Here is a 13,661-nt window from a genome sequence, read left to right as displayed (position 1 = left end):
ACTATATGCAGCGTTGTCTATGCGACGCGATTGCGGGTTGTTGGAGTTTGTATCCTGTAATCGTGGAGCAGAAATGCAACAGCTTGCGGGTGCAAGTTGTAAATCAAAGGAAAGGTACAATGCAAAAATACCAACAATGGTTGGGGCTATTTGTCAATCGTAGTGCGTCGAGTTTTGTAGCAAAGTGTAGTGTAGCAGCTATACTGGGACTGCTGTTTCTGGGAGTCACGCTGGGTGCGAACACGGGTAAAGCGCATGCGCAGTCATTCGCGACCTGTGGCAGCGGTGATCGAACTTACATAGTCGTTGGGGGAGATACCCTTGCAGGGATTGCCGGCCGGTATGGCACGACCTATATGAATCTGGCGTCCTACAATCATATCTCCAACCCCAATCTCATATATGTCAACCAGGTTATTTGCATTCCTGGTGCAGGCTCAAATGGCGGAAGTTCCTCCAATCCGCCGGTCAGTCAACCTCCCACCTATAGCCAGCCGTCGAATAATAATCCGCCCGTGGGTGGTTCGTACAACGTTTTCCCCTATGGTAGCTGCACGTGGTGGGCAAATGAGCGATATCGCCAGATGCATGGCTACTACGTGCCATGGACCATTAATTCCGAAGCCTGGGAGTGGACGGCGCGCGCGTACCAGTTTGGCTGGCACGTTTCCAGCCTGCCCACGGTCGGCGCTATCGTCGATCTGCAGCCGTGGGTAGAAGGCGCTTATGGTGGCGGCCACGTGGCAGTCGTCGAGCAGGTGCTGCCGGGCAATCGTGTCATAGCCAGCAACATGAGCTGGGGCAGCGATCCCTGGCAGGTCGTCGATGTCCAGTTTACGCCAGGACCTGGCGTGACGTTCATCACCCGGTAGCGCAATTTTCTGACTCCATCTGAGCCAGAATCTCCGGCCAGTGAGATACTTACGTACTTGAGCAAGTACGTCCGGCATCCGTAGGGACCGATTGATCGGCTCCGGTAACCGGAATCTCGTCACAGTACATAAGATCGTTAAGCAGGCACCCGTAAGGCAAGGGCCGGCTCTCCATAAGGGGTAGCCGGCCCTCCTACATTTTTGGCAGAGGTACTATTAAGTTATGCAGCGTTTTCGAGTGAGGAAAGCATCCCTCATTTGAAAAAGAGCGATTGACTACAGTTGACAGTAAGCACATCATCAAAGAGCTGGGCGAATTTTTCAATTGGAAGTGGCTTTTTGAGTTGTCCGGCCTTTGGCTCCCAGAGCAAGAGACTGCCATCTTCATTGATTTGAAGGATGACATACTGGTGGCTGTCCTTAATCTCATACGCTTCATCCAGGAAATTAGTATCGTTCTTGCTTTTAATCAAACTTCCTGCGACGAGGATAGCGTCGGCATTCTTGCTGGCTTCGCGTAATACCAGCAAGAGGTCCGCCGGGTCTACATTTGGCAACTCCGCTTTCATCTTGTCTTTCATTTCGTCTTCTTGCTCTTCGAAAGCAAAGGTTCTATTATTCCATGTTATTTTTGCCTGCTTTGTCGAGGTGGGATTCCAGTGCAGAGAACGTGGCTCCAGGCCTGTGAGATGAGCAATCGCCCGTGAACAGGCCTGGTTATCTAAGCCCTTGTATCCGTCGGGGTCCCACTGAGCATATGCCTTTTCCAGAACGGCTGGCCAGATAGGAATGCTCGTATCGTGGATTGGCTTTGCGGGACAATAAAGAAATGTTGCTGGTTTTGAGTTGTCGCTACTGGCAAGAGGAAACCAGCTATCTACTATCACTGAATCCTCTTCCTGGTTGAGATACACTTTATTTTTAGAGTTGATGTTACAAAATGTGACTTGAAACAGACCCGGAGCCTTTGGTCGGAGCATGGCCATTATGAGTTTTTTCCCATCAAGCGTATTCGCTATTGCTGCCAGCGGAGCGAGAAAGTAGCAATCGCCGAGGTTCCCTTGCCGCACGTCATCCGGGTCGGGGGCACCATTCTTTCCGTAAAGAGGGCCATTGCTCTTCGACCATGTAATCTTTGTCTGTGCGGGTTGAGGTTGGAAGGCCACGTGTGCAACAGGCATCCATCCATTGAACTCTGGCCTTTGCACCTGGCACCATGCTTCCTGGATTTGCGAAACCTTGACTGCCTGTCCAATCGAAGCCTTCGTCGCTGGCTCTCCTTGTCGACGGTCATAGACAGGGACCTCTTTTGCTTCAGGGTGCTCTGCATCGCCCACTACAATGTAGTAGCCCGTTTGGGGAGGTGCGTGCGAACCTGATACTTTCGTTGGTTGCTGGTTGATGATGCCTTTCTTGTCGTCCATTATAGGTCTCCTGTCTATGCTCTGATAGCTGTTTCAATCATGGAAGTGGACAAATATCCTGATGACTACCTCGGCCTTTATTCCTTCATCAAGAGTATAACCGGGAATCCCAACAAAGATCAAGTAAAAATCAAACGAATAACTTGAGCATCTGAAAGAAGGTAGCGAGGTGCTTCGAGCAGTACTTGCGCATGCAGGTAGAAATGTGGATAAGTATGTGGACAAATGTTCTAAATTGTGGAAAAGTACACACATTGAAGCAGCGTTGACTTCTATGGTAAAATTGTGGTGCCGGGGCTGTAGCTCAGTGGATAGAGCAACGGTTTCCTAAACCGTGTGCCGGAGGTTCGAGTCCTCTCAGCCCCACTTGTCGAATCCAGCACTATACTACCTCGTTTTACCTTTGAGGCTGATATTACAAGTAGCGGCCAGACAATCTGGGATATCAAAGTTTGAGAAGCTGGGAAGATATGTAGCGGAATGTTGCAACCTTATTGAGCAACATCCCCATAAATAAAGGGTCGATGAGCGTTATAGAGGGGATGCGTTCACCGACCCGGTTATCGTAAATGAGTATGTGATAGTATTGCTTAAAGCTCCTCGTATTCAATCCGATTAACCACCTCCAGGACTTCCAACCCCGGTCTCTCCATCACGACGAACGACGGCATCCCTAACCCTTTCCAGAACGCAAACGACTCTATCTGCGCGTGAGCGGCCACGAACAGCGTCATCACGGTCCCGTGTGCCACAATCGCAACGTTGCTATCTGGGTACTTTTCAAGCACACCCTCGATGGCTCGCGAGAAGCGTTCCCGCGCCTGGGCAGCCGTCTCGCGTCCGAAGACCAGTTCCGTGGGTTGCTGGAAGAAAGTGGCAACCGATTGCTCGAATACCTGGGGAGAATAGAAAGGCACGTTGCTTCGATCATGCTCGTGCAGTCCTTCGACGATCTCGAAAGGCCTTTGTAAGCGTTCGGCAACGATCCTGGCGGTCTCTACCGCTTTAGGTTCGGTACTGGAAACGATCACGTCCGGCTCGTATGCCGCTAATTTATTCGCCAGTGTCCGGCAGAGCAGTTTGCCTTCTGGTGAGAGAGGCCATTCGCGCGCCGGCATAAAGGGGTCAATTTGTGGTTGGGCATGTTTTACGAGTATCAGTTTTGGCAATTTGCTCTCTATCTTTTCTTAGAGGGATACAAACCAGGGCAACCACCAGGGGCATCCCCTGGCGGTCGCCCTGGTTTCTGTCGACCTTAAGTATCATCAGGTTACAGGCAATAACTTTCCACTTTTCACGTCATAGATGAAGCCGCTGATGTCGATGTTCTGAGGAATGAACGGCGAGTTTCTGAGAAACGCAACGTCATCGCGCACCGACTGTTCCAGGTCGCTAAACGGCAGGAAGTCGATGTTGCCGGCATCGGCGTGCAGGTCCTGTTTCACTTTTGCCTGCAGGTCTGCATTGCTGAAAGTGAGCATACCACAGTCTGTATGGTGAATAACGACGATCTCGGTAGTGCCGAGCAACTGTTCGGAAATGATCAGCGAACGAAGCGCTTCTGAGGCACGCCCACCGGCGTTACGGATAACATGCGCGTCTCCCTCTTCAAGACCGAGGGCGCGGGCGGGATCGATGCGCGCATCCATACAGGTAAGCACCGCTACATGCCTGGCAGGCGGCATAGCTAAATCACCTTTCTGGAAATTGGCGGCATAAGATTCGTTTGCTTTCTGAAATTCCTGCGCTGCTGACAAGTTATTTCTCCTTTGCTAATCGAGACGAACGAAATAAAACAGCTTCCCGGCGCTATTCCACTCACGAAGAGGCCTGAAAGCCTGTCTTGAGATAGAGCCATCTCATTTACGAGGCCGAACTTCTGTGAAGAAGGCTTTGCCTCTCAGATAACAATACCATAGTCTGTTACATTCTTTCAAGTTATTGGTTATATTTATTTTTGTTATGGTTAAGATTATTCTTCCCTCACTATCCTCCCCTCCACCAGTTCCCACACTTTCCCCCCGAACCGCTGTATGAACCAGCGATCATGTGAAACCGCGATTACCGGACCGGGAAAGATCAGAAGCGCGGATTCGAAGGCTTCCAGCACGTCCAGGCTGATGTAGTTGGTTGGTTCGTCGAGCAGCAGCACATTTGGGCCTTCGGCCATCAGGCAGGCGATCTCCAGCTTGCGACGCTGGCCGGCGCTTAACTGGCCGACTTTCTTTTGCATGTCCTCAAGCCGGAACAGGCCATAGCCGATCAGCCTGCCTACGAATTCGGCCTCGTAACCTACCTGGCCGTAGCGATACGTCTCGATCACCGTTTTGTTGAGGTCCATCTCCGGGTCCTGGGGAAGGTAGCCGATGCGGGCGCTGTCTACTACACGCACTTCGCCGCCGTCGGGCTGTTCCTGGCCGGTGAGTATCTTGAGCAGCGTGGTCTTGCCCGCGCCGTTGGGGCCGAAGAGCAGGATACGCGCATCAGAGGCTATCGTGAAACTGACATCGCGGAGAATGCAGTTGCTGCCCCAGCATTTCGTGAGTTTCTCGGCGCTGATGACGACCTGGGATTGCAGCGGCTCCACGTTGAAGTTCGGGCTGACCTGCATCAGCTTCGGCGGCTTCGGGATGGGATTGGCTTCGATGCGCTGCAGCTGTTCCTCGGCGGCCCGCACGTTGCGCGAGATGGTGTTCTGGACGCGCCCGCCGAAGAAATCATAGGCCATTTTATCGCCATCCCGGGGTGGGCGATTATGAGCAACATTGCGCGCCGTCTCGCGGATGCGTTTGCGCAATTCTTTGATTTCTTCCTGCTGCCGCTCGTAGTCCTCCTCCCATTTCGCGCGTTCAGCCGCCTTCGCCTGTACGTAGGCATCGTAGTTGCCCTCGTACTTTTTCAGGTGGTGCGAGTATTCATCGATTTCGAAAATCGCGTTGACGGCGCGGTTGAGGAATTGCCGGTCGTGCGAGACGAGCAATATACCACCTTTGTAGCGCGCGAGATAGGACTCGAGCCATTCCAGGCTAGCGACATCCAGGTGGTTGGTCGGCTCGTCCAGTAATAGCAGATCCGGCGATCTCAGAAGTAGCGTTGCCAGTCCTACCCGGGCCTTCTCGCCGCCCGAAAGCGTCTGCATCTCGCGATTGCGCGGCAGGTAGGAGATGCGCAGCCCATCCAGGATAGTGTCGATCTTGTGGTCAAGTTCGTAGCCGCCGCGATCCTCGAAACGCCCTGAGATGAGGGCATATTCTTCCATCAAGGCGGCGAGTTGCTCTTCGCCGGCGGTGGACATAGCGGTTTCAAGCTCGCGCATGCGCTCTTCCAACTGGCGCAAATTGCCGACCGATTCCAGGATCAAATCCTGCATCGTGTGCCCGTAAAATTCGGGCGTTGTCTGTGGCAGGTAGCCAATTTCGGTTGAAGGCGCGAAAGAGAAGGAACCCGAGTCGGCGCTTTCCTGTCCAATCAAGATTTTGAGCAGCGTTGATTTGCCGACTCCGTTGGGGCCAACGAGACCGGTGCGCTCGCCTTCATTGAGGACGAAGGAGACATCCTCGAGTACGGTGATGGCCCCGTAGAATTTTGAGATGTTGCGCGCCTGCAATAGCATAGCATACCTCGCATATCAAAAAGTTCGTGCGTATGCCATGCTACTGCTGCTGAAAAACAACAAGGGTTTCCTGTTCAGGAAGCAGCGGGGGATGCGCGGGCCGGGGCAATTGGTCGATGAGAAAGGAAGGAGCCTGCTCAATCCCACGAGCACGGCATACGGCAGTAAAAAGAAAATCTCGCAAATTGCGGCGAAACTATGATCCGCTTATCTATAAAAGCGGTCTACAAGTTTTCCGCCATGAAGTGATAGCGTTACTGCCTGTATGATGTGCCCGTGTCTTTCAAGGGTGTCTCCTTTTTGGTGAGATGTGATTGTTTATGATTGGAGTATAAATCATGCAGGATGGGGAAGTCAATGAAACTTTGTTCTGCATGTAGCGTGGGGCGTGATTGTCAAAGAATGGTTCCCAGGAATTTGTGGGTGGCATAGATATCTCAAATTTTATAAGTTATTGCCAAAGAGTTACCTCTTGAGCAGGTAGCTCCTGTTGTACTTTAAAGCAGCCCCCCCCCATCTGATAAGATCAGTATCAATTATAGGGAAGGCAGAAAAATCCTTGAATAGAGAAAAAGTTACGATCTGGTTGAGATTAAATAGGAATCTTAATGGTTTGAGTGATTAGCCTGGGTTACCACCCGAATCATACAGCGCCCGCCCCGTCTTCGCCACAATCAATGACAGCAACGCGCGCAAGAGAAACCAGAAACGTTGCGAACGGAGCGTTGTTAGAGCAGGATTGGCAAGAAGTAGATTTCTATCACGAGGAAAATCTTTACTATCCACGTTTCACCGGTCCGCATTCAAAAACAAAATATACAGCAGAGGCAATATATGCTGCCTCTGCTGCTTACTACAACATTTAATCCATGCCAAAAATCACGCCTGGATTATTCGTCGGCGTGGCATTTGCTGGTGGGGTGATCGTCACGGGTGTGTTGAAGTTGCTCAGGTCGACGATTGTATCGAGGGTAATCGTCGCGTTCGACGGCAGTTTAACGCCGTTCTGGGTATCGGGAGTAGCCAGGGAACTCAGGTCGGCATTCGCGTTGACCTTCAGTTCCGTGCGATGAACGTAGAAGTGAGTCTCGTCAATCCAGAGGTCCAGGGTCGAATTGAACGATCTGGTGGAGTTGAGAATTTTATCGATGTTCTGCTTACCGATGGCATTGCTGAGCTGGCTGTTGGTGGTCAGAATCTGTTGCAGCGCGTTTTTGTCGAGTGTCGCGGTGATGTGGCGCAGGCTTTGCCCGTTTAGCATCTGATCGCCGTGGTCGGTAAGCTTGACCTGCTCTAGAATGGACATCAAGGTGTTCATGTTGAACAGATTGCTGCCGTTCAACAGATCGCCCGATTGACCTTTCAAATCGCTTTTATTCAGCACATACCACTTTCCCTGTGTATTCTGGACGTAGACCTTGTCGGCTGTCACGACTTCAGCTATGTTCATCATATTGTTCAACGAAATTTGTGCCTGCTCATTCGGAGACTGCTGGTCGCCGGTCGCCTTCAAGTTGACGGTGATAGCGCCTGGAGACGATGCGGATGACGATGATGAGCCTTGAAAAGAGGCCTTTGTCGTTGTATTAAAGTGGACGGACTTGAGATTCTGCATCGCCTTCGCGCTGTTCTGCAACACCTGCATTACAGTGAGCGAACTACTGTTACTACTACCGGTGGTACCGGGCGCGCTGCACGCGCTCACTACCAGCAGTATTATTGCCAGCGCCAGGCCGATAAAAATCGAAGAGATTTTATATGTTTTCAACGGAACCCTCCTTTGTTCTGCAAAGCACACAACAACAACTACCCACTACATGTTATACGAGCAGTCAGGGTTTCAAGTTGCTGAATTTGGTGGGAATGAGGAGCGAGCGGGGCGCAGCAAAAAATCCACCCGTGTAAGGCCCCATTGTGGCCCTCTATGAGAGAAAGCTAGCGGCCATGAATTATGCTCGTACTGTCTCCTTTTGACCGCGTTCTGTGGCTGGAGCATTCCCGCCAGGCGCAGGTGATGCGGGCGTTCTTGTCCTGAGCCGCCCTGTCATGTACACGAAGAAGGCCAGCATGACGAGCGCCTCCACGATATTGATGATCTCGTAAGCGGGTATTGGGTATGGGCCGACCGGCACGTTTGTGTTGTTGAAGTAATTGCCGATTGGCCCTGGGATGAGTACCAGGCCCCATGAGCCGTTCCAGAGGGCATGTTGCAAGACGGCATAGAGCCAGCAGAGGAAAGCCAGCAAGAAACGGCGGTTTTTGCCGTGGATCAGGTAATACCAGCCAAGGGTGACCATGGCGGCGCCAAAGCCATGCAGCAGTCCAGAACCGGTACGAATCAGCGCTACACTGAGCCAGTCATTGTAGCCGGAACTGATGTAGCCCGTTGTCTCGATCAGGTTAAAGCCAATGCCGCAGGCGAGACCCAGCGTGAAAGCTTCGGCAGCGCTGCGAATGCGGCCCATCAACACCAATGCTCCTATGGGCTTGACCGTCTCTTCGACGATGGGCGCGATGACTGCCACCATGATCAAGAGCAGCGTATAGACGCCTGGATTCTGGCAGCCGGGCGCGTTGGGCTGGTCGGCGCAAATTAAAGGATTTGCGGTCTGACCATGCACCAGCAGCACGCCTGCCACAAATTCTAGCAGGCCCGCAATGATAATGCTCAGAGTAGCCCCGCTGAGTAGTGCCAGCGTAAAACGCCGCCAGGTCGTCGGCCAGGCAGCGCTTCTAGGGAAATGCAGCCGCCTTACGCCAAGCGCCAGGACAGCGAGCGCGGGAAAGAGGCCCGCGAGCAGGATCAGCACGACGGTGAGCGCGGGATACGCTACATCCTGTTTTTGAGTATGCAGCAGGAAGCCGGCGCCAACGACTATCAAATACAGGATCACAAAAATCCAGAAGCGCGGTAGCGAAAAGTCCCGCGATGGTTTTCTTAAAAATACCTGGCGAATACTATGGTAAAGGCCGGCAATGCCACCGGCAACACCCGTGATGGCGAACGCGATGAACAGCACGACACTGGCGAAAATGCTGCTCGGACTCAAATTCTGCTTTGGCGCAATGCTGAACAGCGCGAGCAGTCCGAGGCAGCCAAGTCCGGCCAGCAATAACAGGCTTGAACCAACCAGGGCCGCGATGCCAACGCTTAAAAGATAGGGGTCGCGTTTTGGTTGCGGCGGCTGCCATGCATAAGGAGCATATGGATAATAGCCGGCCGGTGGATACGGTGGATAAGGCGCATAGCCGTTATAGCCCGGCGGTGGCCCATAGGGAGGCGCGTAGGGGCCATAACCTTGATAGAATGGATACTGCGGATTCCCCGGATATGCGGGATAAGCAGCTCTCTGAGGTGGATAGCCCTGCCCCTGTGGGGGTGGCGGCAACATGGGAGACGATGCCTGCGCAGGCGGATTAGCAGGCCGCTGTCCCTGTTGTAGCGGAATCATCCCTTGAGAGGGGGGATAGCCGGCACCAGGCGTTGGATTTGCCTGCGCCGGAACCTGCCTCTGTCCCTGGGCCGGATACTGATATCCTGGAAAAGGGGGATAGGGGGCATTCGCGGGCCGGAACAGTGGAGCTTCTGATGGATGAGAAGGCAAAGCGCCCGTCACATGCTCGCGGTGAGTAAATTGTGGATCGGCAGGATTAAATTGAGAACCACCTGGTGTTGGCGGTCGCCAGAATTGCGGCCGGGGCGCAGGCTGCCGCGGCCTGGTATCGTCCGGCGTCTCCCAGGCTCCCCATAATTCCGAGGTGGGCCGCTGCCGCTCATTGTCTGGCGATGGTTCCCTGTGCTCTGAACTCACGTCTTCTTGATGCCTTCTCTCAAACATGCTTGTGATGCTGTTGAACAACAAAATTGTTCTCAGACAGCATACAGCACAAATCCGAATTTGGGAAGGGTGAGTTTGTGAGGCACCTGTCCCTACAGGACGGGTGGCCCTTGCATTCCCTGATTCGATTGGCAAATTCATCAGGGCTTCTACTCGCTTTTCATGTTTCATGCGCAACGAAAAAGCAGGCATTGCGAAATGCAGAACGCGGAGACAACCCTGGCTCTATGCCTCTGCAGAAGTTGGCCAGAGATTCTTCGCTGCGCTCAGAATGACAGGCCCCGGACGTGTCTGGACATGTCCGGGGCCTGTCATTCTGAGCGCAGCGAAGAATCCCTGGGGAACAAAGGGAAGAATCACGCGCCCTATACAACCACCTTTGCCTCCACCATGCCGGGGCCGAGCACCTCTTCGAGCCTGGCATGGAGTTCTGGAGTGTAAAACATGGTATTATCGCTGGGGGTCAGCAGAGCGTGCCACTCGCCGTTGGAGACCAGGATCTCATAGTGGTCGCGCCCCGGGCGCTCGCGAATATAGCGATGGATGTCCTGCACCTTAATAATATCGTCGGAGATGGAGCGTTCGTCTTTGCCGCTGAGTTGTAGTTTGAGCCACACCTGGTAGCGCTTGCGGTCCATCTCTTCTTCTGCCGCGTGCAATTGTTCGACCGCGTTGCACAGAATGCCCGGTTCGTCGCGCCTCACCTGCACCTCGCCGCGCACGATCACCACCGTATCCTCGTTCCAGAGTTCCGCCGTCTCCTCGTAGACCCTGGGGAAGACCGTGACGCTGACGGAGCCATACATATCCTCTAACTGCACGACGCACATTGTATCGCCCTTCTTGGTCGTAATGCGCCGCGCCTCGCGAATAGTACCGCCCAGCACCACCTTTTGCTTATCAAGTTCCTCCGTAATCTGCGCCGTTGTATGCGTCACGCGCTCCTTGAGCAGGTCGGTGAGGTAGGCCAGGGGATGCTTGGAGATATAGACGCCCACCAGGTCTTTTTCCCATTGCAGCAACTGCTTGCGGGGAATCTCCTCGGCATGGGGATTGAGGGCGAACTCGAAGGCATTCTCAACCTCTTCGATCTCTCCAAACAGGCTGATCATGCCGCGCTCCTTCGCGGCCCGTTCGTTCTTGCCGAACTGCATGGCACGTTCCACGGCATCGAGCAACTGGTGGCGCTTGCCACCCGCCAGCGAATCGAGCGCCCCGGCCTTGATCAATGTTTCGAGCGCTCCCTTGCCTACGAATTTAGGATCGACGCGCGTGCAGAAGTCTGCCAGCGATTTGAAAGGACCGCCCTCGGCGCGCGCGCGCGCGATTTCACCAATCGGGCCTTCACCGATGCCCTTGATGGCGAGCAGGCCGAAGCGCACACCACCGTCTTCGACAGTAAAGCCCCGGTCGCTTTTGTTGACATCCGGCCCCAATACCTCAACGCCCATGCGCTTGCACTCCGCGATAGCGTTAGCAATCTTCTTCGTATCCGAAGCCTCGGTGGTCATGGTTGCGGCCATGAACTCGGCCGTATAATTGGCTTTGAGATAGGCGGTATAGAACGCGACGACGGCATAGCTGGCCGCGTGGGCCTTATTAAAACCGTAGCCGCCAAACGGCAAAATCAGCGTGAAGAGCTGTTCGGCCACGTCTCGCTTCACGTTGTTTTTCACGCAGCCCTCGATGAAATCGTTCTTGTAGCCCTCGACCTCGTCCATCTTCTTTTTACTGAGGGCCTTACGGAACTTGTTGGCCTTGCCCCAGGAGAAGTTCGCCAGTCCGACGGTAATGAACAGCACCTGGTCCTGGTACACGATGACGCCGTAGGATTCGTTCAGCCACTCTTCAAGGCGTGGATCAAGATAGGTAATTTTCTTGCGCCCGTGCTTGGCGTCGATGAACTCGGGAATGCTATCCATCGGGCCGGGCCGGTAGAGGGCGATCATGGCCATGATATCCTCGATGCACGTCGGCTTAAGTTGTTTGATATACTCGGTCATCTTCGCGCCCTCTAGCTGGAAGATGCCGGTAGTCTCACCGCTCGCCAGCAGATCGAAAGCCTTTTTCCGTTTAGCATCCTGCACGGGGTCGCCCACCGGGTCAAGCGGCACCTTCTCCAGAACCACCTCTTCCCCACGCGATTGCTGAATATATTTGAGGGTATTATCGAGGATGGTCAGGTTGGAGAGGCCGAGGAAGTCGAATTTGATCAGGCCGAGCTCTTCCAGATGTGCCTGCTCGTACTGCGTGATGCGTCCCTTGCTGGGGTCTTTGGGGTCGCGCAATTGCAGCGGCACGAAGTTTTCCAGCGCCTCGTTGGCGACGATAACACCGGCAGCGTGTACACCTGTGGTGCGCACCGCGCCTTCCAGTTTCAGGGCCTGGTCGATGATCTCCTGCGCGACCTGGTTCTGCTTGTACAGGTCCGCCAGTTCTTTGATACTATCAAGCGATTTTTGCAGCGTGACATTTGGGCCGGTGGGGATCAGGCGCGTGATGCGGTCCCCCATTTCCTGCTCGCCCATTACACGAGCCACGTCTTTGACCGATGCTTTAGCTGCCATGGTGTTGAACGTGACCATCTGCGCCACGCAGTCCTCACCATATTTGCGTGCGACATACTCGATCACTTCTTCACGGCGGTCGTCAGGGAAGTCCATATCAATATCGGGCATATCGGCGCGTTCTGGATTGAAGAAGCGCTCAAAAGGCAGCTGGTAGCGCAGGGGGTCAACGTTGGTGATGCCCAGTGTGTAGGCCATCAGGCTGCCGGCGGCAGAACCACGCGCCGAGCAGCGAATACCATGCGAGCGGGCGTAGTTCACAAAGTCCCACTCGATCAAGAAATAGGGGACGAAGCCTTTTTCGTTGATCAAATTGATTTCGTAGTCGATCTGCTTCTCAATTTGCTCGGTCAGCTCGCTAAAACGTTCTTTGACGCCTTCCATACACAGGGCGCGCAAATACTCCTTTTGCGAGCTATATCCAGGGGGGATGTTATAGTTGGGCAATTGCGCTTTGTAGGCCAGGGGATCTACGCTGCACTGCTCGGCGATGCGCACGCTGTTCAACAGGGCGTCGGGCAATTCGGGGAAAAGTTGCGCCATCTCTCCCGGGCTTTTGAGGTAATATTCGTGGCTATCGAACTTCATGCGTTTGGGCGTATTCAACTGTTTGCCGGTCTGCACGCACAATAGCACGTCATGCGAGGCGGCATCGTGCGCATCGACGTAGTGCAGGTCGTTGGTGGCCACCATCTCGATCTGCAAGTCCTTGTGCATTTGATAAAGCATCTGGTTGAGCCTGCCCTGTGGCGAGGGCTGGCCATCGTCAAATGTACCGTGATGCTCTTGAATTTCGAGATAGAAGTTTTCAGGGCCGAAGACATCCTGGTACCAGCGGGCCATGTTATAGGCCTCTTCCTGGTGTTCTTTGAGCAGCATCTTGGGAATCTCGCCGGAGAGGCAGGTAGAGGTGACGATCAACCCCTCGGCATACTTCTCCAGGACTTTTTTGTCGATACGCGGGCGCAGGTGGAAGCCCTGGGTATTGGCGATAGTGGTCAATTTCAAGAGGTTATAGTAGCCGGTATTATTTTTAGCCAGCAGCAGCAGGTGATGGTAGTCGTCGCTGTAGCGTTTCGAGTGATCGTGCATATCCTCGGTCAGATAGGCCTCGATGCCGATGATGGGATTGATGCCTCCAGCTTTACAGGCCTTGTAAAACTCGATAGCGCCATACATGACGCCGTGATCGGTAATGGCCAGGTGATTCATTCCCAGGGCTTTGGCCTGCGACACGAGCTTCTTCGTGCGGCTAAAGCCATCCAGCAATGAATATTCGGTATGGACGTGCAGGTGCGCGAAATCGGCCCCCATGATATTCCCTCCAGAAGGTATTCTACATAAAG

The 13,661-nt window shown here is 53.7% G+C and carries 8 protein-coding genes and 1 tRNA gene; 2 read left to right on the top strand and 7 right to left on the bottom strand.

All coding sequences use genetic code 11. The annotated features are described in order from the left end of the window. The first annotated feature begins 119 nt into the window (after nt 1–119). Nucleotides 120–872 carry a LysM peptidoglycan-binding domain-containing protein gene (locus VFA09_10010; protein HZU67602.1) on the top strand — a complete coding sequence of 251 codons (753 nt, stop codon included), beginning with the start codon at nt 120–122 and terminating at the stop codon, nt 870–872. A 254-nt stretch (nt 873–1,126) separates the two neighbouring features. Here VFA09_10010 and VFA09_10005 read toward each other — a convergent pair whose 3' ends face one another. Then, a complete protein-coding gene (locus tag VFA09_10005; GenBank protein HZU67601.1) occupies nt 1,127–2,296 on the bottom strand; it encodes a C2 family cysteine protease in 1,170 nt (389 codons plus the stop codon). Nucleotides 2,297–2,589: 293 nt separating this feature from the next. Here VFA09_10005 and VFA09_10000 point away from each other — a divergent pair. Beyond that, nucleotides 2,590–2,662, top strand: a tRNA-Arg gene (locus VFA09_10000). 224 nt (nt 2,663–2,886) lie between these two features. On the opposite strand, the gene VFA09_09995 is transcribed toward VFA09_10000, so the two are convergent. The 6 genes from VFA09_09995 to VFA09_09970 form a co-directional block, all read right to left on the bottom strand. Beyond that, nucleotides 2,887–3,465 (bottom strand): histidine phosphatase family protein, encoded by a 579-nt coding sequence (locus tag VFA09_09995; protein HZU67600.1) that lies wholly within the window; start codon nt 3,463–3,465, stop codon nt 2,887–2,889. A 96-nt stretch (nt 3,466–3,561) separates the two neighbouring features. Then, entirely contained in the window at nt 3,562–4,053 is a 492-nt protein-coding gene (locus VFA09_09990) for a carbonic anhydrase (protein HZU67599.1), read from the bottom strand. Between the two features lie 215 nt (nt 4,054–4,268). After that, nucleotides 4,269–5,909: an ABC-F family ATP-binding cassette domain-containing protein gene (locus tag VFA09_09985; GenBank protein ID HZU67598.1), complete on the bottom strand. Its 1,641-nt coding sequence runs from the start codon at nt 5,907–5,909 to the stop codon at nt 4,269–4,271. A gap of 862 nt (nt 5,910–6,771) precedes the next feature. After that, on the bottom strand, nt 6,772–7,677 hold the full coding sequence (locus VFA09_09980) for an LppX_LprAFG lipoprotein (protein HZU67597.1): 906 nt from the start codon (nt 7,675–7,677) through the stop codon (nt 6,772–6,774). 181 nt (nt 7,678–7,858) lie between these two features. Continuing rightward, complete coding sequence (locus VFA09_09975) at nt 7,859–9,721, bottom strand: PrsW family glutamic-type intramembrane protease (GenBank protein ID HZU67596.1); 1,863 nt, start codon at nt 9,719–9,721, stop codon at nt 7,859–7,861. A 392-nt stretch (nt 9,722–10,113) separates the two neighbouring features. Beyond that, nucleotides 10,114–13,629, bottom strand: coding sequence for a DNA polymerase III subunit alpha (locus VFA09_09970; GenBank protein HZU67595.1), 3,516 nt, complete (start codon nt 13,627–13,629; stop codon nt 10,114–10,116). Nucleotides 13,630–13,661: the final 32 nt, after the last annotated feature.

The organism is Ktedonobacteraceae bacterium (assembly GCA_035653615.1).
Taxonomy (GTDB): domain Bacteria; phylum Chloroflexota; class Ktedonobacteria; order Ktedonobacterales; family Ktedonobacteraceae; genus DASRBN01.
This window is presented reverse-complemented; position numbering and strand designations above follow the sequence as displayed.